Source organism: Streptomyces sp. NPDC038213 (assembly GCF_055600495.1).
Window position 1 is genome coordinate 198,002 of the sequence record NZ_JBVJYM010000005.1, and the last position, 24,039, is coordinate 222,040.

Below are 24,039 nucleotides of genomic sequence, written 5' to 3' on the forward strand. Positions count from 1 at the left end.
TCAGGCTCCTTGAGCATTGCGAGGTCTACGCAACGCACTGCGCAGCTGTTCGTGCCAACGCGGGCGTTTACGAGGTGGGACGTGATCGACTCCGCCCGGGGACCACGGATTGCACCGCAGGATCCGCCAGGCGGTCAGAGCCGTCCCCTTCACCGCACCATGCCGGTCGATGGCCGTGTACCCGTAGTGCGAGCACGAGGGGTAGTAGCGGCACACCGGCCCGAGCAGCGGACTGATCGTCCACTGGTACAGCTTGATCAAAGCGAGCAGCGGGTACTTCATCGAGCCGCGCCTCCCAGCAGCCGCTCGAGGGCGGCATCCAGGTCCTGGGCAAGCTGTTCGTGGCCGGCGTCACCCGATCCGGGCAGCGCACGTACCACCACCAGGCTACCGGGGGGCAGCACGGCGAGCCGATCCCGCACCAGGTGCCGCAGAAGCCGCTTCACCCGGGTGCGGACGACCGCGCCACCCACTGCCTTGCTGACGACGAAACCCGCACGCGTCGGGGAAGCAGAGTCCCCCGGCTCGTGCGGGTCCGTTGCACCGCTGGTACGTAGATGGACGACGAGGAGCGGGCGGCCTGCCCGGCGGCCCCGTCGAACCGCGGTCGCGAAGTCCTCGCGCCGCCTCAGCCGATTTTCGGTAGGCAGCACGACGTCATGACCTGTGCGCGATTACGCGGACAGGGCGCTGCGACCCTTGGCACGACGGTTCGCGAGGATCGCGCGGCCGGCACGGGTACGCATACGCAGACGGAAACCGTGGGTCTTGGCACGACGACGGTTGTTCGGCTGGAAGGTGCGCTTGCTCACTCGGGGGCTCCAGAAATGAATCGTTGGTGGCGGGACATCGCCTGGCTGTCACCGTGCGCCCACGAGGAATTACTCGCGCGTCGCCCGAGTGGCACCGCTATAACGATCACACTTGGTGATCTTCGCCCATCGGTAGGCAGGCGGCAGCAGCCATCGACAACTCGACCTCGCTACGGTACGCGGGGCTACGCCATCCGGTCAAACCAAGGCGCACCCGGCCCCCGCTGTGCACAGCCTGTGGACAACAACTTGAACCGCAGCGGTCGGCCTGACTACCGTGGCTCGACCCCGCATTTTTTTGTCCCGACCGTCCCAAAGAACCACACATTCGTGGGACCTGTGAGAGAGCGTGCCCTGTGGCTGACGTACCTGCCGATCTTGCCGCAGTGTGGCCACGGGTCCTCGAATACCTCCTCGGGGAGGGGAACCAGGCAGTCGAGCCGAAGGACCGGCAGTGGGTCGAGCGCTGCCAGCCGCTCGCCCTGGTCGCGGACACCGCCCTGCTCGCCGTGCCCAACGAGTACGGCAAGCAGGTGCTCGAAGGCCGGCTCGCGCCGCTGATCAGCGAGACGCTCAGCCGCGAGTGCGGCCGGCCCATCCGCATCGCCATCACGGTCGACGACTCCGTCGGCGAGCCGGTCCAGCCGCCGGCCCCCGCCGCGCCCCAGCCGCGCTACGAGGACCAGGACCGCCGCGAGTCCTACGAGCCCTACGGCAAGCGCCCCGGCGACGAGCCCCTGCCGACGGCCCGCCCGGCCTATCCGGACTACCAGCAGCCCGGCGCCTGGCCCCGCCCCCCGCAGCAGGACGACTACGGCTGGCAGCAGCCCCGCCCCGGCGGCTACCCCGAGCGCGACCCGTACGCCGCCCCGCAGCAGCCGCAGCACGGCTACCACCCGCCGGCCGACTCCGGCGGCTACGAGCAGCAGCCCTACGAGCCCTACCCGTACGAGCCCAAGCCGTACGAGCAGCAGCGCCCGGACCGCTCCGAGCAGCAGGCCCCGCCGGGCCGCCCGGTCGGCGGATCGGCCGCCCCGCCCCCGGCCCCGTCCGGCTCCTCGTCCGGCCCGGTCGAGCCGACGGCGCGGCTGAACCCCAAGTACCTCTTCGACACCTTCGTCATCGGGGCGTCGAACCGCTTCGCGCACGCCGCCGCGGTGGCCGTCGCCGAAGCACCGGCCAAGGCCTACAACCCCCTCTTCATCTACGGGGAGTCCGGGCTCGGCAAGACCCACCTGCTGCACGCCATCGGGCACTACGCGCGCAGCCTCTACCCGGGCACCCGGGTGCGGTACGTGAGCTCGGAGGAGTTCACGAACGAGTTCATCAACTCCATCCGCGACGGCAAGGGCGACGCCTTCCGCAAGCGGTACCGCGAGATGGACATCCTGCTCGTCGACGACATCCAGTTCCTCGCGAGCAAGGAGTCGACGCAGGAGGAGTTCTTCCACACCTTCAACACCCTGCACAACGCGAACAAGCAGATCGTCCTGTCGTCGGACCGGCCGCCCAAGCAGCTGGTGACCCTGGAGGACCGGCTGCGCAACCGCTTCGAGTGGGGCCTGATCACGGACGTCCAGCCGCCCGAGCTGGAGACCCGGATCGCGATCCTCCGCAAGAAGGCGGTGCAGGAGCAGCTGAACGCCCCGCCGGAGGTACTGGAGTTCATCGCCTCCCGGATCTCGCGCAACATCCGCGAGCTGGAGGGCGCACTGATCCGCGTGACGGCCTTCGCGAGCCTCAACCGGCAGCCGGTGGACCTCGGGCTCACCGAGGACGTCCTCAAGAACCTCATCCCGGGGGGCGAGGACTCCGCGCCGGAGATCACCGCCGGCGCCATCATGGCGGCCACCGCCGACTACTTCGGGCTGACGGTGGACGACCTGTGCGGCTCCTCGCGCAGCCGGGTGCTGGTCACGGCGCGGCAGATCGCCATGTACCTGTGCCGGGAGCTCACGGACCTCTCGCTGCCGAAGATCGGGGCCCAGTTCGGCGGCCGCGACCATACGACCGTCATGCACGCGGACCGCAAGATCCGCGCCCTGATGGCCGAGCGCCGCTCCATCTACAACCAGGTCACCGAGCTCACGAACCGCATCAAGAACGGCTGAGGGCGAGCGGATCCACGTCCTGAGGGCGCCCCGGAGAGACCTTCCGGGGCGCCCTTCGGCGTCCTCCGGGGACCGCAGGAGTGCTGAACAGATGAACAGTCTGTTCGATTAGTGAGGTGGTTACGCAAGTTGCCCACAGATCATGGGAGTTTCTGCCGTCCACACCCTGGGGACCCCGCCCGCCACCCACAATCCGTCCACAGGCAGCCCTGTTGATTGCCCATCAGGCCAGGTCAGAGGGCTGTGAATTTGTGGGAGAAAGAAGTCCACAGCCTGTGGACAGAAATCTTGTCCACAGGCCCGCCCACAGCGTTGTCCACCGGCCGCCCACAGGATCCGGCATCTTGTGCACAGCAGGAGCCGTCTTACCCACACCGTTGTCCACTGTTCGGCAACGAACCGCCCCCTCTCACGCCCCGGAGTGAAAGGCGTCACACCAAGGTGGACGATTGGCCTGTGGGCAAGCCGGGTAAAGCTGGGGACGGATCTGTGGAGTACCGGCCCCTGTCTGGGGACGGGGTGTGCAGAACTTTCCGTTCTCCACAAGGAACCCGTGTTGTCCACCGGCTCCACCCACAAGGGGTGGGGACAAAAAACTGGTGTTGACCTGGGAAAACGGGGTTATCCACGGTATCCACAACACCTACTACTACCCCCATAGAGAGTTAGCTCGGTTTCCGTTTTCAAGCAGGGCCTGTGCACAACTCGCCTCCCGGCTCTCCCGCCGACTCGGGCCCGACTTGACGGGCGGCAGCACCGACTGTCGGCGCCGTACGTCAAACTGGTCTCCGGCACTCAGCCGACGACGAAGGCCAGCAGGGCGAGCCAGCAACAGCAGGAGGCGGTTCCGGTGAAGATCCGGGTGGAGCGCGACGTACTCGCGGAGGCGGTGGCGTGGGCGGCCCGTAGCCTCCCGGCCCGGCCCCCGGTCCCCGTTCTCGCGGGCCTTCTCCTCAAGGCCGAGGAGGGCTCCCTGAGCCTCTCCGGCTTCGACTACGAGGTCTCGGCCCGGGTCTCCGTCGACGCCGACGTGGAGGAGGACGGCACCGTCCTCGTCTCCGGCCGGCTGCTCGCCGACATCTGCCGCGCCCTCCCCAACCGCCCGGTGGAGATTTCCACAGACGGTGTACGGGCGACCGTGGTCTGCGGATCCTCCCGCTTCACCCTCCACACCCTGCCGGTGGAGGAGTACCCGGCGCTGCCCCAGATGCCCACGGCCACCGGCACCGTCCCGGGCGAGGTCTTCGCCTCCGCCGCCGCCCAGGTCGCCATCGCCGCCGGCCGCGACGACACCCTGCCCGTTCTCACCGGCGTGCGCATCGAGATCGAGGGCGACCGTGTCACCCTGGCGTCCACCGACCGCTACCGCTTCGCGGTCCGCGAGTTCCTGTGGAAGCCGGAGAACCCGGAGGCCTCCGCCGTCGCCCTGGTGCCCGCCAAGACCCTGCTGGACACCGCCAAGTCCCTGACCAGCGGTGACACGGTCACGCTGGCGCTGTCGGGCTCCGGCGCGGGCGAGGGCCTGATCGGTTTCGAGGGCGCCGGCCGCCGTACGACGACCCGCCTCCTCGAGGGCGACCTGCCGAAGTACCGCACGCTGTTCCCGACCGAGTTCAACTCCGTCGCCGTGATCGAGACCGCCCCCTTCGTCGAGGCCGTCAAGCGCGTGGCCCTCGTCGCCGAGCGGAACACCCCGGTCCGGCTGAGCTTCGAGCAGGGCGTGCTGATCCTGGAGGCCGGTTCCTCCGACGATGCACAGGCTGTGGAGCGCGTCGACGCCAAGCTCGAGGGCGACGACATCTCGATCGCCTTCAACCCGACCTTCCTGCTCGACGGCCTGAGCGCCATCGACTCCCCGGTCGCCCAGCTCTCCTTCACCACCTCGACCAAGCCCGCGCTGCTCAGCGGCCGCCCGGCGCTCGACGCCGAGGCGGACGAGGCGTACAAGTACCTGATCATGCCGGTGCGGCTGAGCGGCTGACCCCGGCCTGCCGCGTCCCCCGGCCGCGGCCGGGGGAAGGTGTGCCCCCGCGTCCGGGCGTAGGCTCGGACGCGGGAACGAAACTGCACACACTTAAGGAATCACTGATGGAGCTCGGTCTCGTCGGTCTCGGCAAGATGGGCGGCAACATGCGCGAGCGCATCCGCCGCGCAGGCCACACCGTCATCGGATACGACCGCAATCCCGACCTCGCGGACGTCCACAGCCTCGAGGAGCTTGTGGGCAAGCTCAAGGGCCCGCGCGTCGTGTGGGTGATGGTCCCGGCCGGTGCGGCCACCCAGTCCACGATCGACGAGCTGGCCGCCCTGCTGTCGCCCGGCGACATCGTGGTCGACGGCGGGAACTCCCGCTGGACGGACGACGAGAAGCACGCCGCCGAGCTGGCCGAGAAGGGCATCGGCTTCGTGGACTGCGGAGTCTCCGGCGGCGTCTGGGGCCTGGAGAACGGCTACGCGCTGATGTACGGCGGCGCCGAGGAGCACGTGGCGCGCGTCCAGCCGGTCTTCGACGCCCTGAAGCCCGCGGGCGACTTCGGCTCGGTGCACGCCGGCAAGGTCGGCGCCGGCCACTTCGCCAAGATGGTCCACAACGGCATCGAGTACGCCATGATGCAGGCCTACGCCGAGGGCTGGGAGCTGCTGGAGAAGGTGGACTCGGTCACCGACGTCCGCGAGGTCTTCCGCTCCTGGCAGGAGGGCACGGTCATCCGTTCCTGGCTGCTGGACCTGGCCGTGAACGCGCTGGACGAGGACGAGCACCTGGAGCAGCTCAAGGGCTTCGCGCAGGACTCGGGCGAGGGCCGCTGGACCGTGGAGGCGGCGATCGACAACGCCGTCCCGCTGCCCGCGATCACCGCCTCGCTGTTCGCGCGGTTCGCCTCCCGCCAGGACGACTCCCCGCAGATGAAGATGATCGCCGCGCTGCGCAACCAGTTCGGCGGCCACGCGGTCGAGAAGAAGTAACGACACAGCAGCCGGGGGAGGTCGGCGCACCATGCACGTATCGCATCTGTCGCTGGCCGACTTCCGCTCGTACGCCCGGGCCGAGGTTCCGCTCGACCCGGGCGTCACGGCTTTCGTCGGGCCGAACGGCCAGGGGAAGACCAACCTGGTCGAGGCCGTCGGGTACCTCGCCACCCTGGGCAGCCACCGGGTGGCCTCGGACGCCCCGCTCGTGCGCATGGGCGCCGACCGGGCCGTGGTCCGGGCCGCCGTGGTGCAGGGGGAACGCCAGCAGCTCGTGGAGCTGGAGCTCAACCCCGGCCGGGCGAACCGGGCCCGTATCAACAGGTCCTCGCAGGTGAGGCCCCGCGACGTACTGGGGATCGTACGGACGGTGCTGTTCGCGCCCGAGGACCTGGCCCTGGTCAAGGGCGATCCCGGGGAGCGCCGGCGCTTCCTGGACGAGCTGGTCACCGCCCGCTCCCCGCGGATGGCGGCCGTCCGCTCGGACTACGAGCGGGTGCTCAAGCAGCGCAACACGCTCCTGAAGTCCGCGGCGATGGCCCGCCGGCACGGCGGCCGCTCGATGGACATGTCCACGCTGGACGTCTGGGACCAGCACCTGGCGCGGGCCGGAGCCGAGCTGCTGGCGCAGCGGCTGGACCTGGTCGCCGTCCTGCAGCCGCTGGCCGACAAGGCGTACGAGCAGCTGGCCCCGGGCGGGGGCCCGCTGGCCCTCGCGTACCGCAGTTCGGCCGCGGGCGAGGGCGGGGAGCACGGCCGGGCGGGCGACGGCGCTGTCCACAGCTCCCGGGAGGAGCTGTGCACGGCGCTGCTGGAGGCGCTGGGCGCGGCCCGCAAGCAGGAGATCGAACGGGGAGTGACCCTGGTCGGCCCGCACCGCGACGACCTGCTGCTGCGGCTGGGCGACCTGCCGGCCAAGGGGTACGCGAGCCACGGGGAGTCCTGGTCGTACGCGCTGGCCCTGCGGCTGGCCTCGTACGAGCTGCTCCGCACGGAGGGTGCGGAGCCGGTGCTGGTGCTGGACGACGTGTTCGCGGAGCTGGACGCGCGGCGCCGGGTCCGGCTGGCGGAGCTGGTGGCTCCGGGTGAGCAGGTGCTGGTGACGGCGGCTGTGGACGACGACGTGCCGGACGTCCTGGTGGGTGCCCGGTACGCGGTTTCGGGTGGTGAGGTGACCCGGCTGTGAGCGGAGCGGAACCGAACGCCGAGCAGGACGGGCCGCGCAGGGTCCCCGAGCTCTCGGGGGTGGACCTGGCCCGGCAGGCGTTGGCGGCGGCCAAGGAGGCCGCGCGGGCGCGCGGGGCCGCGGTGGGGGACGCGAAGCGGGCGCGGCAGGGCGGACTGCGGTCGGGGGCCCGGGCCGACGGGCGGGACCCGATGCGGCTGGGCGCTGCGCTGGAGCGGATGCGCACCGAGCACGGCTGGGAGCAGCCGATGGCGGTGGCCGGCGTGATGCAGCGCTGGGACGAGATCGTGGGCCCGGACGTGGCGGCGCACTGCCGTCCGGAGGCCTACGACGCCGATCCGGAGAAGCGGGAGCTGGTGGTCCGCTGCGATTCCTCGGCGTGGATGGTGCAGCTGCGGCATCTGACCCCGGAGCTGGTGGCCCGGCTGAACGCGCAGCTGGGGCAGGGGACGGTGCGGTTCATCAAGGTGCTGCCGCCGGGCGGGGGCGGCCGCCGGTTCGGTCCCCTGCGTGCTCCGGGGAGCACGGGACCCGGTGATACGTACGGGTGAACGGGGGCTGCCGGGGTGTGCGGGCGGTGTGGTGTCGCACACGGTGTCCGGTGGTTGACAGGCGGAAGCGCTGGAGGCCGGTGTGAGCCTCCTGGGGCCCCTTCCCGGATATGGGGAGTCGGACGACCCTGGTTCAGAGCGGCACATGCGGACTCAGGTACCGGCAAACCCCCATTCGTGTCAGTGGTACCGGTAGACTGGGGGAGAATCCCGCTCTTCGAGCGGGATCCGCGCGATACCGCAGAAGAACACCGCTGACAATCCAACGCTGACAACGCAGATCGACGCAGCCGCTCCTGCTTGCATGCCTGCTGGCCCGGAGTCCGGCCTGTGCTGTGCCAGAAAGGGCGCTTCGTGGCCGATTCCGGCAACCCCAACGAGAACAATCAGTACACCGCCAGCAACATCCAGGTCCTGGAGGGCCTGGACGCGGTCCGCAAGCGGCCTGGCATGTACATCGGATCGACGGGCGAGCGCGGCCTGCACCACCTGGTGCAGGAGGTCGTGGACAACTCGGTCGACGAGGCCATGGCCGGTCACGCGGACACGATCGACGTCACGATCCTCGCCGACGGCGGCGTGCGCGTCGTCGACAACGGCCGCGGCATCCCGGTCGACATCGTGCCCTCCGAGGGCAAGCCGGCGCTCGAGGTCGTGCTGACGGTCCTCCACGCGGGCGGCAAGTTCGGCGGCGGCGGCTACGCCGTCTCCGGCGGTCTGCACGGTGTCGGCGTGTCCGTGGTGAACGCCCTGTCGACGAAGGTCTCGGTCGAGGTCAAGCGCGACGGGCACCGGTTCTCCCAGGACTACAAGATGGGCGTCCCGACCGCCCCGCTGTCGAAGAACGAGCCGACCGACGAGCACGGCACGTCGGTGACCTTCTGGGCCGACCCGGAGATCTTCGAGACCACCGAGTACTCCTTCGAGACGCTGTCGCGGCGCTTCCAGGAGATGGCGTTCCTGAACAAGGGCCTGACCATCAGCCTGACCGACGAGCGCGAGTCGGCGAAGGCGACGGTGGGCGCGGACTCCGCGGAGGAGGCCGACGACGACCAGGCGCGGACGGTGAAGTACTACTACGAGGGCGGCATCGTCGACTTCGTGAAGTACCTCAACGCGCGCAAGGGCGAGCTGATCCACCCGACGGTGATCGACATCGAGTCGGAGGACAAGGAGCGCCTCCTCTCCGTCGAGATCGCGATGCAGTGGAACTCGCAGTACTCCGAGGGCGTGTACTCCTTCGCGAACACGATCCACACGCACGAGGGCGGCACCCACGAGGAGGGCTTCCGCGCTGCGCTCACCACGCTGGTGAACAAGTACGCGCGCGACAAGAAGCTGCTCCGCGAGAAGGACGACAACCTCACGGGCGACGACATCCGCGAGGGCCTGACGGCGATCATCTCGGTCAAGCTGGGCGAGCCGCAGTTCGAGGGCCAGACCAAGACCAAGCTGGGCAACACCGAGGCGAAGACCTTCGTCCAGAAGGTGACGCACGAGCACCTCACGGACTGGTTCGACCGGAACCCGAACGAGGCCGCGGACATCATCCGCAAGTCCATCGCCGCGGCGACGGCCCGCGTGGCCGCCCGCAAGGCGCGCGACCTGACCCGCCGCAAGGGCCTGCTGGAGAGCGCCTCGCTGCCGGGCAAGCTCTCGGACTGCCAGTCGAACGACCCGACGAAGTGCGAGATCTTCATCGTCGAGGGCGACTCCGCCGGCGGTTCGGCCAAGTCCGGCCGCAACCCGATGTACCAGGCCATCCTGCCCATCCGCGGCAAGATCCTGAACGTCGAGAAGGCGCGCATCGACAAGATCCTGCAGAACACCGAGATCCAGGCGCTCATCTCCGCCTTCGGCACCGGTGTGCACGAGGACTTCGACATCGAGAAGCTCCGCTATCACAAGATCATCCTGATGGCGGACGCTGACGTCGACGGCCAGCACATCAACACCCTCCTGCTGACCTTCCTGTTCCGCTTCATGCGGCCGCTGGTCGAGTCGGGGCACGTGTACCTGTCCCGTCCGCCGCTGTACAAGATCAAGTGGGGACGCGACGACTTCGAGTACGCGTACTCGGACCGCGAGCGGGACGCCCTGGTCGAGCTCGGCAAGCAGAACGGCAAGCGGATCAAGGACGACTCGATCCAGCGGTTCAAGGGCCTCGGCGAGATGAACGCCGAGGAGCTGCGCGTCACGACGATGGACGTGGACCTCCGGGTGCTCGGCCAGGTCACGCTGGACGACGCGGCGCAGGCCGACGACCTGTTCTCGGTGCTCATGGGCGAGGACGTCGAGGCCCGGCGCTCCTTCATCCAGCGCAACGCCAAGGACGTCCGCTTCCTCGACATCTGAGTCGGTCTCAGCTGACCGCCTGAAAGGACCCGAAGACCAGCAATGGCCGACGAAACCACTCCCACCAGCACCGAGGTCCCCGAAGAGGAGCCGCAGATGCGGATCGAGCCCGTCGGGCTCGAGACGGAGATGCAGCGCTCCTACCTCGACTACGCGATGTCCGTCATCGTCTCCCGCGCACTGCCCGACGTCCGCGACGGCCTCAAGCCCGTCCACCGGCGCGTGCTGTACGCGATGTACGACGGCGGCTACCGGCCCGAGAAGGGCTTCTACAAGTGCGCCCGCGTCGTCGGCGACGTCATGGGCACGTACCACCCGCACGGCGACTCCTCCATCTACGACGCCCTCGTGCGCCTGGCCCAGCCCTGGTCCATGCGGATGCCGCTCGTGGACTCGAACGGCAACTTCGGCTCCCCGGGCAACGACCCGGCGGCCGCCATGCGCTACACCGAGTGCAAGATGGCGCCGCTGTCGATGGAGATGGTCCGCGACATCGACGAGGAGACCGTCGACTTCACGGACAACTACGACGGCCGCAACCAGGAGCCGACGGTCCTGCCGGCGCGCTTCCCGAACCTCCTGGTGAACGGCTCCGCCGGTATCGCCGTCGGCATGGCCACCAACATCCCGCCGCACAACCTCCGCGAGGTCGCGGAGGGCGCGCAGTGGTACCTCGCCCACCCCGAGGCCTCGCACGAGGAGCTGCTGGACGCCCTCGTCGAGCGCATCAAGGGCCCGGACTTCCCGACCGGCGCGCTCGTTGTCGGCCGCAAGGGCATCGAGGAGGCGTACCGCACCGGCCGCGGCTCCATCACGATGCGCGCGGTGGTCGAGGTCGAGGAGATCCAGAACCGCCAGTGCCTGGTGGTCACGGAGCTCCCGTACCAGGTGAACCCGGACAACCTCGCGCAGAAGATCGCCGACCTGGTGAAGGACGCGCGGATCGGCGGCATCGCCGACGTCCGCGACGAGACCTCCTCGCGCACCGGCCAGCGCCTCGTGATCGTGCTCAAGCGCGACGCGGTCGCCAAGGTCGTCCTGAACAACCTGTACAAGCACACCGACCTGCAGACGAACTTCGGCGCGAACATGCTCGCGCTGGTGGACGGCGTCCCGCGGACCCTGTCCCTGGACGCGTTCATCCGCCACTGGGTGCACCACCAGATCGAGGTCATCGTCCGGCGGACGAAGTTCCGCCTGCGCAAGGCCGAGGAGCGGGCCCACATCCTGCGCGGCCTGCTCAAGGCGCTCGACGCGATCGACGAGGTCATCGCGCTCATCCGCCGCAGCCAGACGGTCGAGATCGCCCGCGAGGGCCTGATGGGCCTGCTGCAGATCGACGAGATCCAGGCCAACGCGATCCTGGAGATGCAGCTGCGCCGGCTGGCGGCTCTGGAGCGGCAGAAGATCGTCGCCGAGCACGACGAGCTCCAGGCGAAGATCGACGAGTACAACGCGATCCTGGCCTCCCCGGAGAAGCAGCGCGCCATCGTCAGCGAGGAGCTGACGGCCATCGTCGAGAAGTTCGGCGACGACCGGCGCAGCAAGCTGGTGCCCTTCGACGGCGACATGTCCATGGAGGACCTGATCGCCGAAGAGGACATCGTCGTCACGATCACCAACGGCGGCTACGTCAAGCGCACCAAGACCGAGGACTACCGCTCGCAGAAGCGCGGCGGCAAGGGCGTGCGCGGCACGAAGCTGAAGCAGGACGACATCGTCGACCACTTCTTCGTGTCCACCACGCACCACTGGCTGCTGTTCTTCACGAACAAGGGCCGGGTCTACCGGGCCAAGGCGTACGAGCTGCCGGACGCCGGCCGCGACGCCCGCGGCCAGCACGTGGCCAACCTGCTCGCCTTCCAGCCGGACGAGCAGATCGCGCAGATCCTCGCGATCCGCGACTACGAGGCCGCCCCGTACCTGATCCTGGCCACCAAGGCCGGCCTGGTGAAGAAGACGGCGCTCAAGGACTACGACTCGCCCCGCTCCGGCGGAGTCATCGCCATCAACCTGCGCGAGCAGGAGAACGGCGACGACGACGAGCTGATCGGCGCCGAGCTGGTGTCCGCGGACGACGACCTGCTGCTCATCAGCAAGAAGGCGCAGTCGATCCGCTTCACGGCCACGGACGAGTCGCTGCGGCCCATGGGCCGTGCCACCTCGGGCGTGAAGGGCATGAGCTTCCGCGAGGGCGACGAACTGCTCTCCATGAGCGTGGTGCGTCCGGGTACCTTCGTCTTCACCGCGACCGACGGGGGCTACGCGAAGCGGACCCCGGTGGACGAGTACCGTGTCCAGGGCCGTGGCGGACTGGGCATCAAGGCCGCGAAGATCGTGGAGGACCGGGGCTCCCTCGTGGGCGCGCTGGTGGTCGACGAGGGCGACGAGATCCTGGCCATCACCCTCGGCGGTGGTGTGATTCGTACGCGCGTCAGTGAAGTCAGGGAGACCGGCCGTGACACCATGGGCGTCCAGCTGATCAACCTGGGGAAGCGCGATGCCGTCGTCGGCATCGCTCGTAACGCCGAGGCCGGTCAGGAGGCTGACGAGGTCGACGAGACCGAGGCAGTCGAGGGACAGGCCGCCGAGGCCGCCGAGGGCACGGACGCCCCGGCCGGGGAGCACGAGGAGTAGAGCGTGAGTGGAGCCACGGGCGCCGGATCGGCCACGAGTGGAGCCAACGGTGCCCGTGGCCCCGCCGCGGACTCCAAAGGGGGAACTGTGACCGACCCGCGAGCGCCGCAGCCCCAGCCGCAGGCGCCGGCTGCACAGCCGTACCACCCGCCGCAGGCCTACGCGGCCCCGGGCGCAGGCCCGGGTACCCCGCGCGGCGGCGAGCGGGTGCCGCGCACGGGCACGGCCCGCACCACCCCGCGGACGCGCAAGGCGCGGCTGCGGGTGGCGAAGGCCGACCCGTGGTCCGTGATGAAGGTCAGCTTCCTGCTGTCGATCGCGCTGGGCATCTGCACCATCGTGGCCGCGGTGGTGCTGTGGATGGTCATGGACGCCATGGGCGTCTTCTCGACCGTCGGCGGGACCATCAGCGAGGCCACGGGCTCGAACGAGAGCAACGGGTTCGACCTCCAGTCGTTCCTGTCGCTGCCGCGGGTGCTCATCTTCACCTCGGTCATCGCGGTCATCGACGTGGTGCTGATGACGGCGCTGGCCACCCTCGGCGCCTTCATCTACAACCTGTCCGCAGGCTTCGTGGGCGGCGTCGAGCTGACCCTCGCCGAGGACGAGTAGTCCCCCGCTGGTCGCGGGGTGTGCCGGCCGCACCCCCCGTGACCAGCGATTTGGGAACTCCCGGGTCTGTGCGCTAATCTTCAGGAGTCAGCGCGCAGCGCGGAGGGGCTATAGCTCAGTTGGTTAGAGCGCATCCCTGATAAGGATGAGGCCACAGGTTCAAATCCTGTTAGCCCCACAGTTAGGCAACGGCCCGGCGGAGATTATCCGCCGGGCCGTTGTCGTTGTCGTCCGATTACCGTTGCGGCCCTCGACGCCGTTGCCGGAGTGGGGCCGAGGTCGTTCCCAGATAACCAATCGATATCGGTCGGTGTGTATAGTCGGGCGCCAGAAGTCCCCAACGTCAACGAAAGACGAGGTCGCGCGGTGAAGAAGCTTCTCCTGGTCGCACTGGCCGCCATCGGCGGGCTCCTCGTGTACCGCCAGATCCAGGCGGACCGCGCCGAGCAGGACCTGTGGACGGAGGCGACCGACTCCGTGCCGTCCGGTTCCGGTGTGTGAGACCCAAGGCTGAGTTCATGAAGCCCCGGCTGCCGCTGCGGCCGGGGCTTCGTGCTGCTCGCTGACGGCGCGTTCCGTTTCTCGGCTTCTCAGGGGTGGGGCATGAAGGTTCGGGCCCGGGGCGCGGCGGCCGCGCTCACGGTGGTGTGCGTCCTCGCGGTGTCCCCGGCAGCGGCTGCGGCCGCCGGGGACCCGTACGCGACGGCGCACGGGAGCAGGGGGGTCCGCGGGGGCGACAGCTCCGCGACGGCCCCCACGCTGGAGGCGGGCGGGGTCTACGAGGACACACTCGCCCCCGGTGAGCGCTTCTACCAGCTCTCCCTGGACGACCGGTCGAGCGTGTACGTCTCGGCGGTGGCCCGGCCCCCCGCGGCGGCCGAGGTGGCCTACGGGGACGGCGTGGACGTGGTGCTGATGACCACGGGCGGCGACGAGTGCGGCACCGGTGACCGCGGGATCTTCGGCTCGTACCAGCCGCGCCCCGTCACGGACGTGGCCGTGCGCCGCCTCCAGGAGGACGGGGACTGCCAGGAGCCGGGCACGTACTACGTGAAGCTCGTCCGGACCTCCGGCAAGGACTCCTCCCAGGAGGCCTGGCCCGTGGAGCTCAAGGTGATGCGGGAGCCGGGCCTGAGCACCGGCAGCGCCCCCGGGGAGCCGCCCGCCGTCTGGCCCTCCCAGTCCCCCGTCCCGCCCTCGGACGCGGGCGTCCCCCGCCGGGGCGGCACGGGCTTCAACGACGCCCGGGCCCTGGAGACGGGTGCCTGGCGGGACGCGCTGCATCCCGGGGAGACCCGCTTCTACCGGATCCCCGTGGCCTGGGGGCGGCAGCTCAGCGTCAGCGCCGAGCTGGCCAAGGCCCCCAGGATGACCAAGCCCTTCGGTTCGGCGGGCTCCGGGCTGGCCGTGGCGCTCTACAACCCGGCGCGCAGCCTGATGGCCGGTCACGGGGCCCCCTACGACGGCAAGCAGGCGATGGCGGGCTTCGGGAAGACGGCGCCCATCGCCTACGACAACCGCTACTCCGACGACGCCTGGGTCCGCCAGGCCCGGTTCGCGGGCTGGTACTACCTGGCCGTGACCGTGGACCGGAAGGTCGGCGGGTTCGTGGCGGACGCCGAGCCGATCCCGCTCACCCTGCGGGTCAAGGTGGAGGGCTCGGAGGCGGCGGCGCCCCCGTACCGCGAGGACGCGGTCGCGGCCGGCTTCGGGGTCTCGGGCGAGGACGTGGCGGCGGCCGGGGAGGGGCTCACCGAGGTCGAGGCCAGGTCGGCTGCCGAGCGCCGTTCCACCATGCGGGTGCTCGCCGCGGGCGGCATCGGCACGGGGACGGTGCTGGTGCTGGGCCTGGGGCTGTGGGCCCTGCTGGCGCGGCGGGGCGGTCTCAGGACTGCGTGAGGGCCCAGATGCCCACCGCGAAGCAGACCAGGGCCAGGAGGAGGACGGGTACGGCCACCTTGGCGGGCGGGCCGGAAGGGGCGCGGCGGGGTCGGGTGGTCGGCCCTGGACCTTCTCCTGCCGCTGTCCCCGTTCCTGCCCCGGTGCCGGGGCCGGTGTGCGTGCCGAGGTGCTGGGGGGCGGTGTAGGGGCGGGTGGGCTCGGCCGAGGGCGGGGCCAGGTGGAAGCTGCCGGTCTCCGAGGCCGATGTTTCACGTGAAACATCGCTCCCGGATGCGGTCCCGTACGCGTACGGGATGCTCGGTGGCGTCAGAGCCGGGGCCGGAGGAGCCGGAGTCGGAGGGGCCGGAGCCGCTGTCGGGAGGGGTGCCGGAGTGTGCTCGGGTGCTGCCGGCGCTGCGGGGCCCTCGGGGCCGAATCCCGCGGGGAGGGGGCCCAGTTGGTCGAACACCTCGACCGCATCGGCGGCCTCCTCGTCGGCGGGGGCGGACGGCAGCAGGGCGACGGCCTCGGCAAGGGCCTTGCGGGCCCCTGTGGCGGTGCGGAAGCGGACCCGGGGGTCCGGCTGCAGGAGGTTCGCGATCACCTGCCAGAGCGGCCCCGGGACGCCCTGTGGGGCCGAAGGGGTGCCGTGGGTGAGGAAGTGCTCCACCAGGGCCTGGGAATCGGGTTTCTGACCCTCCAGCAGGTACAGGGCGACCAGTCCCACGGCGAAGAGGTCGGCGGGGAAGTCGGGTTCGGCGCCGAGCAGTTGCTCCGGGGCGAAGTAGCCGGGGGTGCCGACCACGTGGTGGGTCTCGGTGAGCCGGGGCTCGCCCTTGCGCATCGAGATCCCGAAGTCGGACAGCCGCAGATGCGGCCGCCCGGTTCCGGTGGCCTCCAGCAGGATGTTGGCCGGCTTGATGTCGCGGTGGACCACGCCCTCCGCATGGACGGCAGCCAGGCCGGAGAGCAGCTGGTCCAGGAGGGTGCAGACGAACGCGGGCGGCAGGGGGCCGTAGTCGCCGATCAGGTGGGCGAGGGAGCCGCCGGCCACCAGGTCCATGGTGAACAGCACCTGGTCGTCGTCGGCCGCCCAGCTGGCCGGGGCCAGCACATGGGGGTGGTCGATACGCAGCGCCTGCTCGCGCACGAAGCGCAGCAGGGTGTGGGCGTCGCTCTGCTGGAGGACCTTGGCGGCCACGTACCGGCGCCGGCGGTGGTCCCAGGAGCGCCAGACGGCTCCGGCTCCACCCCGGCCGATCGGATCGACCAGTTCGTACCGCCCGGCGAAGACCTCACCCATCGCGCTGCGTCCGCCCCCGTCCGCCGTCAGCCCTGGTGCGCCTCGTAGTGGGACACCGCGTCAGCGGTGCGTCCGGCGCCGTACACCCGGAGGAACTCTGCCAGTTCGGGGTGGGTGGGGGCGAGGGTGTCCGCCGCATCGATGATGTCGCCGGCCGCCGCGACGGAGCGCAGCAGCGACTGGATCTCGCGGACCACGCGCTTGACGGTGGGGGCGCCCGAACTGGTCGTGGTCTGACCGGTGTTGCTGAGCACCGAGCCGCCCTGGGTCTTCTTGATCTCGTCCATCCGGTCGGTGGCCTCCGCCGCGCTCACGCTGCCGTCGGCGACCTGGCCCGCCAGCTCCTGCAGGGCCTGGACCCGCTGGACCACGGCGGGGTTACCGATTTTGGCGCGCTGCCCGCTCATGAGCTGGGACAGCATGGGTGCCGACAGTCCGAGGACGGCAGCGAGGCGCGCCTGGTTCAGGCCGAGATCGTCTATGAGCCGTCGGAAGAGCGCCCCGAGCGGCTCCCCGTACCAGCTCCGCTGCAGTTCTCTGGCTCTCGCCGTGGCCTCTTGCTGCACTGCGTCCACTCTTACTCCCCTTCGCTGGTGCGAACCTCGCGAGCATCTTACGGAGCGTGGTCGCGGGGCGGGAGTCCTATTCATTTTGCGGGATCCAGGGGGTAACCCGGTACTCTGGTCTGCGGACGTGGCCGACCGCCCTTCAGCGGGTGGCCCGCCCGTGTGTACGGGGCCTTAGCTCAGTTGGTAGAGCGCTGTCTTTGCATGGCAGATGTCAGGGGTTCGACTCCCCTAGGCTCCACCCCTACACCCCCTCCGACCTGCGGAAACCAGGTCCGAGGGGGTGTTTTTGTGTCCCCGGCGGTGCTGCGGACCGTGGTGTACGGGGCCGCGGAAGGGCGCGTGGAAGGGGCGGGGTCAGGCGGGCTGGGAGGTCAGGCGGGATACGGCCTCGGTGGCGGGGAGTTCCTCGCGGGCGCCGGTGCGGCGGTCCTTCAGTTCGACGACGCCCTCGGCCGTGCGGCGGCCCGCGACGAGGATCTGCGGGACGCCGATCAGCTCGGCGTCGGTGAACTTGACGCCCGGTGAGACCCCGGCGCGGTCGTCGACCAGGACGCGGACGCCCGCGGCGGCCAGCCGGTCGGCGAGTTCGAGGGCCAGCTCGGTCTGGGCGGCCTTGCCCGCGGCCACGATGTGGACGTCGGCGGGGGCCACCGCGGCCGGCCAGCACAGCCCCTTCCCGTCGGCGGTCTGCTCGGCCAGGGCCGCGACCACGCGGGAGACCCCGATCCCGTACGAGCCCATGGTGACCCGGACGGGCTTGCCCTCGGGTCCGAGTACGTCGAGCTGGAAGGTGTCGGCGTACTTGCGGCCCAGCTGGAAGATGTGGCCGACCTCGATCGCCCGGTCCAGGACCAGCCCCGCCCCGCAGGCCGGGCAGGGGTCGCCGCTCTCCACGACGACCACGTCGAGGTAGCGGTCCGGCTCGAAGTCGCGGCCGCAGACCACGTTCCGGGTGTGCGTGCCGGGCCGGTTGGCGCCGGTGACCCAGGCGGTGCCGGGCGCGATCCGCGGGTCCGCGAGGTAGGGGACCCCCGCGAGGCCCTGCGGGCCCACGTACCCGCGCACCAGGTCGGTGCGGGCCGCGAAGTCCTCCTCGGCGACCAGCTCGACGGCGGCGGGCGCCAGGTGCTCGGCGAGCTTGCCGAGGTCCACCTCGCGGTCCCCGGGCACGCCGACCGCCGTGATCTCCCCGTCCACCTTCACCAGCAGGTTCTTCAGGGTGGCCGAGGCGGGGATCCCCAGGCGGGCCGCGAGGGACTCGATGGTGGGGGTGTCCGGGGTGTCCACGTCCTGCGGCGCGGGGTGGTCGGCGGCCGCGGGGACCAGCGGGAAGGTCACGGCCTCGGTGTTCGCCGCGTACGCGCAGGACGGGCAGTCGGCGAAGGTGTCCTCGCCCGCCGCGGCGGGCGCCAGGAACTCCTCCGAGGCGGAGCCGCCCATGGCGCCGGAGACGGCCGAGCAGATGCGGTGGTCGAGACCGAGCCGGGTGAAGATCCGCCGGTAGGCCTCCCGGTGCAGGGCGTAGGACTCCGCCAGGCCCTCGTCCGTGGTGTCAAAGGAGTACGCGTCCTTCATCTGGAACTCGCGGCCGCGCAGCACCCCGGAGCGGGGGCGGGCCTCGTCCCGGTACTTGGTCTGGATCTGGTAGAGGATGACCGGCAGGTCCTTGTACGAGGTGCACTGGTCCTTCACCAGCAGGGTGAAGACCTCCTCGTGGGTGGGGCCGAGCAGGTAGTCGGCGCCCTTGCGGTCCCGCAGGCGGAAGAGCAGGTCCCCGTACTCCGACCAGCGGCCGCTGGCCTCGTACGGCTCGCGGGGCAGCAGGGCGGGCAGCAGGACCTCCTGGCCGCCGATCGCGTCCATCTCCTCGCGGACCACGCGCGAGACGTTCTCCAGCACCCTGCGGCCCAGCGGCAGCCAGCTCCACACCCCGGCCGAGCTGCGGCGGACGTAGCCGGCGCGGACGAGCAGCCGGTGGCTGAGCGTCTCGGCGTCGGCCGGGTCCTCGCGGAGCGTCTTCGCCATCAGTCGGGACATGCGCTGCACCCGGGCGGCCGGGGCGGAGTGCGTGGCGGACATGGGAACTCCTGCGGGATCGGGCGGACGGCCATGCAATCCTCCGGCCGGTGCCCGGGGCAAACGAATTCGGCGTCGCCCGTACGGCGGATGCGGTGGGCGCTGCGCCGGAGTGTGGACCACAGTGGTGACAGGGGGAACGCACCCGCCGGAGGCACGACCATGGGATTCTTCGACTTCCTGAAGCACGACAAGGGCGAGACCACGGGGAAGCGGGACGGCCCGGGGGCCGGCGCGGCCCCGAAGGCGGCCCCGCCCGTACGCACCCCCCTGGACCCGGGCATGGAGCTCAGCCACACCCCGCCCGAGGCCGCGAAGCGCTCCGCCCCGCCGATCCACTCGGCCGTACCGCGGACCGACGGCAGCGGGGGCGGGCCGGGGACGGCTCCGCACGAGGCGCCGCCGGGGACGGCCAAGCGCTCCGCTCCCCCGCCGCACCGCTAGGAACGCCGCACCGCGGGCAACGACGGACCGTGGGGAACGACGGAGGCGGGCCCGGATCACCAGGATCCGGCCCCGCCTCCGTCCGTACGCCGTACAGCGGCAGCGGCGGCCGCCGCGGCAGCCGGCTCAGCGGCCGTTGTCCTCCGCCTTGGCGTCGGAGCCGTCACCGGCTCCCTCGGCCCCGTCGGCCTCCGCCTCGGAACCCGCCTCGTCGAAGCGGGACGCGCTGCCGTCGACCGAGCTCAGCGGAGCCCGCTCGCCGACCTCCGTGGCCGCCGGCGGCTCGACCAGCCAGTCCGGGTTCGACTGCTGGTCCCACCAGCGCCACAGCAGGAAGGCCCCGCCGGCCACCAGGCCCACGACGGCCGCGCCCTTGAAGAAGTGGCCCGCCCGCTCGCGCCGCCGGTGCTTCCTGGCCAGCTTCCTGATCTCGTCCGGGGTCACCTGGCCGCGCAGCGCCGCGACCGCGGCCACGGACCGGGCGGCCGCCTCCTCGGCCACCGGCTGCGCCGCCGCGACCGCGTCCTCGATGCGCGGCTGCGCGTAGTCGACGGCCTGCCGGGCCGCCTTGCGCGTGCCGTGCACCATCCGCGTGGCCGCGTGGTCGACCTGCGGCGGCAGCGCGTCGCGGGCCTGCACCAGCAGCGGTGCCACGTGGGTGCCGTACTGGGTACGGCATTGGCGCGCGGCCCCGTGGGCCGCGCTCGAAACCTTCGGCGCCAGTACCACTCGCGCCTCGTGCGCGTAGTGCGCCGCTGCGTCCTTGGCGGTTCCTGCGTACGGCGCCACCACTTCCGCTGCGTGCCTGAAGCTGTCCTTCGCCGCTTCCGTCGCGGCGTGCACGCTGTCTCTGCGGGTCACGTGATCCTCCTCCTCGGTGGCGGACAGAGTTCACCTTTCCACCCTTTGCCGGATCTTGCCTGTCAAACCGCCCACAGGCGCAAAGGGCACGGCATCCGGGTGTCCCCCTTTGCGGGGTGCCGTCCGTGCGAGGATCACGAGGAGGTTCACACGACGTCACCAGGACCGGCGTCGTCCGGGACCGACGTCACCGAGGATCCAGGACGAGGAAGGCATTTCCGTGGCCCAGAAGCTGTACGCCACCCTGAAGACCAGCCAGGGGGACATCGAGATCGAGCTCCTGCCCTTCCACGCGCCGAAGACGGTCCGCAACTTCGTCGAGCTCGCCGGCGGCGAGCGGGAGTGGACGAACCCGGAGACCGGCGCGAAGTCGACCGAGCGCCTCTACGACGGCACGGTCTTCCACCGGGTGATCAGCGGGTTCATGATCCAGGGCGGCGACCCGCTCGGGAACGGCACGGGCGGCCCCGGCTACCAGTTCGCCGACGAGTTCCACCCCGAGCTGGCCTTCACCAAGCCGTACCTGCTGGCCATGGCCAACGCGGGGCCGGGCACCAACGGCTCGCAGTTCTTCATCACGGTGGCCCCGACCGCCTGGCTCACCCGCAAGCACACGATCTTCGGCGAGGTCGCGGACGCGGCGAGCCGCGCCGTGGTCGACGCCATCGCGGGGGCGGCGACCAACCCGCGCACCGAGCGTCCCCTGGAGGACGTGGTCATCCACAGCGTCGTCATCGAGAAGCGCTGAGCCGGGAGGGGGCCATGGACGAGACCGCACGCCTTCCGCACTGCTACCGCCACCCGGAGCGCGAGACGGGCATCCGCTGCACCCGCTGCGAGCGCCCGATCTGCCCCGAGTGCATGATCGACGCCTCCGTGGGCTTCCAGTGCCCGGACTGCGTCCGCACCGGCTCGGGGACCGGCCACACGGCCTCCGCCACCACGCCCCGCACGGTGGCGGGCGGCGCCGTGGCCGCCGACACCACCCTCGTCACCAAACTGCTCATCGGCCTGAACCTGGCCGTGTTCCTGGGGGCGCTGGCCGACGAGCGGACGTTCGTCGAGAACTTCGCGCTGGTCGGCCGCTGGTTCGACATCGACGGCACGATGCAAGGGGTCGCCGGCGGCGAGTGGTACCGCCTGGTTACCTCGATGTTCCTGCACATCGAGTTCTGGCACATCGGCTTCAACATGCTCAGCCTGTGGTTCCTCGGGCCCCCGCTGGAGGCCGCCCTCGGGCGGATCCGCTACCTGGCCCTGTACCTCGGCTCGGGGCTGGCCGGCAGCGCCCTCGTCTACCTGCTGGAGCCGCCCTTCAGCGCCACCTTCGGGGCCTCGGGCGCGATCTTCGGGCTCTTCGGGGCCACGGCGGTGCTGATGCGCCGGCTGCGGTACGACATGAGGCCGATCATCGCGCTGCTGGTGATCAACCTCATCCTGACCTTCGGCTGGTCGGGGATCTCCTGGCAGGCGCACATCGGCGGCCTGGTGGGCGGGGCCGTGATCGGCTTCGGGATGGTCCACGCCCCGCGCGAGCGCCGTGCGCTGTGGCAGTGGGGGACCTGTGCACTGATCCTGGCGGCGGTGGTCGCGACCGTCCTCCTGAGGACCGCGGCGCTCACCTGAGCGCAGGTTGTCCACAGTCCGTGGTGGATCTTGTGCACGATGTGGAGTGCCTGCTGGACGACAAGGACCCAGGTGGACGGGGGTGTCAATCACACCGGCGTCAACCTGGGTCCAAGTTATCCACAGATCTTCTGTCTTTTCCTCAGCTGTGGATAGCGCTGTGGATAAGTATGGGGAGAGCTTGACTTACTTCCACTGGGTGGATACGCCGAAGCCCGCCGCGATGAAGCCGAAACCGACCACGATGTTCCAGTTGCCCAGCGCCTCGACGGGCAGCCGGGTGTCGGTCACGTAGAACATCACGATCCACGCCAGGCCGATCAGGAACAGCGCCAGCATCACCGGGGCGACCCAGCTGCGGTTGGTCAGCTTGATGGCCTGGGCCTCGCGGTTGTTCGCGGGCGGCGGCGTGTAGTCGGTCTTCTTGCGGATCCGTGACTTCGGCACGAGGGTCTCTCCTGTCGATGCGCTGGGGACTCTTCCTCCCCCGTGGCGTCCGTTAGCGTAGTGGTTCTTGCGGCGTTGAAGGAGAAGGGTACGTTGAGCAATTCCGAGCACTCCCACCGGAGGCCGGTCCGGCTCCTGACCCTCGCCGTCTTCGCCCTCGCCGGCCTCATCTTCGTGACCAGCTTCAACACCTCCAAGGGTACGAACATCCGGACGGACGACTCGCTCCTGAAGCTGTCCGACCTCATCCACGACCGCAGCCAGGCCAACGCCGGGCTGGAGGACGCCACCGGGGCCGTGCGCCGCGAGGTCGACGCCCTCGCCGAGCGGGACGACGGCAGCACCCGGGCCGAGGACGCCAGGCTCAAGGCCCTCCAGAAGGCCGCCGGCACCGAGCCCCTCACCGGCCGGGCCGTCACCGTCACCCTCAACGACGCCCCGCCCGGCGCCAAGGCCCGCATCCCCAACGTCCCCGAGCCGCAGCCCAACGACCTGGTGATCCACCAGCAGGACCTCCAGGCCGTGGTCAACGCCCTCTGGCAGGGCGGGGCCCGCGGGATCCGCGTCATGGACCAGCGGCTGATCTCGACGAGCGCCGTGCGCTGCGTCGGCAACACCCTGATCCTCCAGGGCCGGGTCTACTCCCCGCCGTACAAGGTGACCGCGGTCGGCGACCCCGGCAGCCTCCAGAAGGCCCTGGCCGACTCCCCGGCGATCCAGAACTACCAGCTGTACGTGAACGCCTACGGGCTCGGCTGGAAAGTGGAGGACCACGGGGCGGTGACTCTGCCGGGGTACTCCGGCACAGTGGACCTCCACTATGCGAAGCCTGTGGAGACTGCCTCCTGAGGAGCGTCCCGGGGCCCTGATCCGCTGGGCCGTGCGGACCTTCAGCGAGCTCTGCCTGACCGCGGGCACGGTCATCGTGCTCTTCGTCGTCTACGTGGTCCTGTGGACCGGCGTGAAGGCCGACCGGGCCATGGCCGGCGAGCTGGCCGGGCTCACGGACCGCTGGTCCGCCCGCCCCGCCGCGGGCGCCCCGGCCGCCCCCGGGGACCCGGCCGCCCCGCCGGCCCCGGCGCCCGCCCCCGCCGCGTACCCGCCCGGCCGGGCCTTCGCCGTGATGTACGTCCCCCGCTTCGGCGCGGACTGGCGCAAGCCCGTACTGGAGGGCACCGGCGCCGGGGTGCTGAAGAAGGGGCTCGGCCACTACCCGGCCACCGCCCCCCTCGGCGGCACCGGGAACTTCGCGGTCGCCGGGCACCGGCGGACCTACGGCGACCCCTTCAAGGACTTCCCGCGGCTGCGGCCGGGGGACGCGGTCATCGTCAAGGACTCCGCGGCGACGTACACGTACACCGTGCGCAGGGGGCCCGTGCGGACGCTGCCCACCGACGTCGCCGTGGTCGACCCGGTGCCGGTGAAGTCCGGGTTCGCCGTACCCGGGCGTTACCTCACGCTCACCACCTGTGATCCGGAATGGGGAAGGAGCCACCGCCTCATCGTGTGGGCGGAACTCACCGAGACCCGGCCCGCGGGGCGGGGCAGCCCGTAGTCTGGTGCGCGATACGGAAAGCGCGCGGGGCGGACAAGAGGAAGAA

The 24,039-nt window shown here is 70.7% G+C and carries 23 protein-coding genes and 2 tRNA genes; 17 read left to right on the plus strand and 8 right to left on the minus strand.

What is annotated here, in order from left to right:
• Genes yidD through rpmH form a run of 3 tightly spaced genes read right to left on the minus strand, consistent with a single transcriptional unit; the run spans position 1 to position 812 of the window.
• The gene (gene yidD / locus ACZ7JZ_RS10295) at positions 1 to 282 is read right to left on the minus strand and encodes a membrane protein insertion efficiency factor YidD (RefSeq protein WP_150208749.1); all 282 of its coding nucleotides are present in this window, start codon (positions 280 to 282) and stop codon (positions 1 to 3) included.
• Entirely contained in the window at positions 279 to 653 is a 375-nt protein-coding gene (gene rnpA, locus ACZ7JZ_RS10300; RefSeq protein WP_470935737.1) for a ribonuclease P protein component, read from the minus strand. Before rnpA ends, yidD begins: the two co-directional genes overlap by 4 nt.
• 21 nt (positions 654 to 674) lie before the next feature.
• On the minus strand, positions 675 to 812 hold the full coding sequence (gene rpmH, locus ACZ7JZ_RS10305; protein WP_030457638.1) for a 50S ribosomal protein L34: 138 nt from the start codon (positions 810 to 812) through the stop codon (positions 675 to 677).
• Between the two features lie 356 nt (positions 813 to 1,168).
• On the opposite strand from rpmH, the gene dnaA reads away from it, so the two are divergent.
• The 11 genes from dnaA (at position 1,169) to ACZ7JZ_RS10360 (ending at position 15,130) form a co-directional block, all read left to right on the plus strand.
• Positions 1,169 to 2,923, plus strand: a complete 1,755-nt coding sequence (gene dnaA / locus ACZ7JZ_RS10310; RefSeq protein WP_470935740.1) for a chromosomal replication initiator protein DnaA — start codon at positions 1,169 to 1,171, stop codon at positions 2,921 to 2,923.
• An 850-nt stretch (positions 2,924 to 3,773) separates the two neighbouring features.
• Entirely contained in the window at positions 3,774 to 4,904 is a 1,131-nt protein-coding gene (gene dnaN, locus ACZ7JZ_RS10315) for a DNA polymerase III subunit beta (RefSeq protein WP_470935742.1), read from the plus strand.
• Between the two features lie 107 nt (positions 4,905 to 5,011).
• On the plus strand, positions 5,012 to 5,887 hold the full coding sequence (gene gnd, locus ACZ7JZ_RS10320) for a phosphogluconate dehydrogenase (NAD(+)-dependent, decarboxylating) (RefSeq protein WP_470935744.1): 876 nt from the start codon (positions 5,012 to 5,014) through the stop codon (positions 5,885 to 5,887).
• Positions 5,888 to 5,918: 31 nt separating this feature from the next.
• Positions 5,919 to 7,076, plus strand: coding sequence for a DNA replication/repair protein RecF (gene recF, locus ACZ7JZ_RS10325; protein ID WP_470935745.1), 1,158 nt, complete (start codon positions 5,919 to 5,921; stop codon positions 7,074 to 7,076).
• Positions 7,073 to 7,627, plus strand: coding sequence for a DciA family protein (locus ACZ7JZ_RS10330; RefSeq protein WP_470935747.1), 555 nt, complete (start codon positions 7,073 to 7,075; stop codon positions 7,625 to 7,627). The genes recF and ACZ7JZ_RS10330 overlap by 4 nt, the downstream gene beginning before the upstream one ends.
• Positions 7,628 to 7,957: 330 nt before the next feature.
• The gene (gyrB, locus tag ACZ7JZ_RS10335; protein ID WP_470935749.1) at positions 7,958 to 9,982 is read left to right on the plus strand and encodes a DNA topoisomerase (ATP-hydrolyzing) subunit B; all 2,025 of its coding nucleotides are present in this window, start codon (positions 7,958 to 7,960) and stop codon (positions 9,980 to 9,982) included.
• A gap of 42 nt (positions 9,983 to 10,024) precedes the next feature.
• The gene (gene gyrA, locus ACZ7JZ_RS10340; RefSeq protein WP_470935751.1) at positions 10,025 to 12,619 is read left to right on the plus strand and encodes a DNA gyrase subunit A; all 2,595 of its coding nucleotides are present in this window, start codon (positions 10,025 to 10,027) and stop codon (positions 12,617 to 12,619) included.
• A gap of 3 nt (positions 12,620 to 12,622) precedes the next feature.
• Entirely contained in the window at positions 12,623 to 13,231 is a 609-nt protein-coding gene (locus ACZ7JZ_RS10345) for a DUF3566 domain-containing protein (RefSeq protein WP_470935753.1), read from the plus strand.
• 104 nt (positions 13,232 to 13,335) lie between these two features.
• A tRNA-Ile gene (locus ACZ7JZ_RS10350) sits at positions 13,336 to 13,409 on the plus strand.
• A 188-nt stretch (positions 13,410 to 13,597) separates the two neighbouring features.
• Complete coding sequence (locus ACZ7JZ_RS10355; protein WP_208809277.1) at positions 13,598 to 13,732, plus strand: DLW-39 family protein; 135 nt, start codon at positions 13,598 to 13,600, stop codon at positions 13,730 to 13,732.
• 102 nt (positions 13,733 to 13,834) lie between these two features.
• Positions 13,835 to 15,130 carry a hypothetical protein gene (locus ACZ7JZ_RS10360; protein ID WP_470935755.1) on the plus strand — a complete coding sequence of 432 codons (1,296 nt, stop codon included), beginning with the start codon at positions 13,835 to 13,837 and terminating at the stop codon, positions 15,128 to 15,130.
• Here ACZ7JZ_RS10360 and ACZ7JZ_RS10365 read toward each other — a convergent pair.
• Positions 15,117 to 16,415, minus strand: coding sequence for a serine/threonine-protein kinase (locus tag ACZ7JZ_RS10365; RefSeq protein WP_470935757.1), 1,299 nt, complete (start codon positions 16,413 to 16,415; stop codon positions 15,117 to 15,119). The genes ACZ7JZ_RS10360 and ACZ7JZ_RS10365 overlap by 14 nt on opposite strands.
• Before the next feature lie 26 nt (positions 16,416 to 16,441).
• On the minus strand, positions 16,442 to 16,990 hold the full coding sequence (locus ACZ7JZ_RS10370) for a helix-turn-helix domain-containing protein (RefSeq protein WP_470935759.1): 549 nt from the start codon (positions 16,988 to 16,990) through the stop codon (positions 16,442 to 16,444).
• 159 nt (positions 16,991 to 17,149) lie between these two features.
• On the opposite strand from ACZ7JZ_RS10370, the gene ACZ7JZ_RS10375 reads away from it, so the two are divergent.
• Positions 17,150 to 17,222 (plus strand) — tRNA-Ala (locus ACZ7JZ_RS10375).
• 116 nt (positions 17,223 to 17,338) lie between these two features.
• Here ACZ7JZ_RS10375 and ACZ7JZ_RS10380 read toward each other — a convergent pair.
• A complete protein-coding gene (locus ACZ7JZ_RS10380; protein WP_470935761.1) occupies positions 17,339 to 19,063 on the minus strand; it encodes a proline--tRNA ligase in 1,725 nt (574 codons plus the stop codon).
• A 159-nt stretch (positions 19,064 to 19,222) separates the two neighbouring features.
• Between ACZ7JZ_RS10380 and ACZ7JZ_RS10385 the strand changes: the two genes are divergently transcribed.
• Positions 19,223 to 19,504 carry a hypothetical protein gene (locus tag ACZ7JZ_RS10385; RefSeq protein WP_470935762.1) on the plus strand — a complete coding sequence of 94 codons (282 nt, stop codon included), beginning with the start codon at positions 19,223 to 19,225 and terminating at the stop codon, positions 19,502 to 19,504.
• A gap of 126 nt (positions 19,505 to 19,630) precedes the next feature.
• On the opposite strand, the gene ACZ7JZ_RS10390 is transcribed toward ACZ7JZ_RS10385, so the two are convergent.
• The gene (locus ACZ7JZ_RS10390) at positions 19,631 to 20,365 is read right to left on the minus strand and encodes a DUF5324 family protein (protein ID WP_470935765.1); all 735 of its coding nucleotides are present in this window, start codon (positions 20,363 to 20,365) and stop codon (positions 19,631 to 19,633) included.
• A 220-nt stretch (positions 20,366 to 20,585) separates the two neighbouring features.
• Between ACZ7JZ_RS10390 and ACZ7JZ_RS10395 the strand changes: the two genes are divergently transcribed.
• Both ACZ7JZ_RS10395 and ACZ7JZ_RS10400 read left to right on the plus strand, forming a co-directional pair.
• Positions 20,586 to 21,113: a peptidylprolyl isomerase gene (locus ACZ7JZ_RS10395; RefSeq protein ID WP_470935768.1), complete on the plus strand. Its 528-nt coding sequence runs from the start codon at positions 20,586 to 20,588 to the stop codon at positions 21,111 to 21,113.
• Between the two features lie 14 nt (positions 21,114 to 21,127).
• Positions 21,128 to 21,991: a rhomboid family intramembrane serine protease gene (locus ACZ7JZ_RS10400; protein ID WP_470935771.1), complete on the plus strand. Its 864-nt coding sequence runs from the start codon at positions 21,128 to 21,130 to the stop codon at positions 21,989 to 21,991.
• Between the two features lie 186 nt (positions 21,992 to 22,177).
• Here the strand turns inward: ACZ7JZ_RS10400 and crgA are convergent, their stop codons facing one another.
• Positions 22,178 to 22,438, minus strand: coding sequence for a cell division protein CrgA (gene crgA / locus ACZ7JZ_RS10405; RefSeq protein WP_470935773.1), 261 nt, complete (start codon positions 22,436 to 22,438; stop codon positions 22,178 to 22,180).
• A 93-nt stretch (positions 22,439 to 22,531) separates the two neighbouring features.
• Between crgA and ACZ7JZ_RS10410 the strand changes: the two genes are divergently transcribed.
• Together ACZ7JZ_RS10410 and ACZ7JZ_RS10415 are read left to right on the plus strand one after the other, a co-directional pair.
• The gene (locus ACZ7JZ_RS10410; RefSeq protein ID WP_470935776.1) at positions 22,532 to 23,287 is read left to right on the plus strand and encodes a DUF881 domain-containing protein; all 756 of its coding nucleotides are present in this window, start codon (positions 22,532 to 22,534) and stop codon (positions 23,285 to 23,287) included.
• Entirely contained in the window at positions 23,259 to 23,993 is a 735-nt protein-coding gene (locus tag ACZ7JZ_RS10415) for a class E sortase (protein ID WP_470935779.1), read from the plus strand. Before ACZ7JZ_RS10410 ends, ACZ7JZ_RS10415 begins: the two co-directional genes overlap by 29 nt.
• Positions 23,994 to 24,039: the final 46 nt, after the last annotated feature.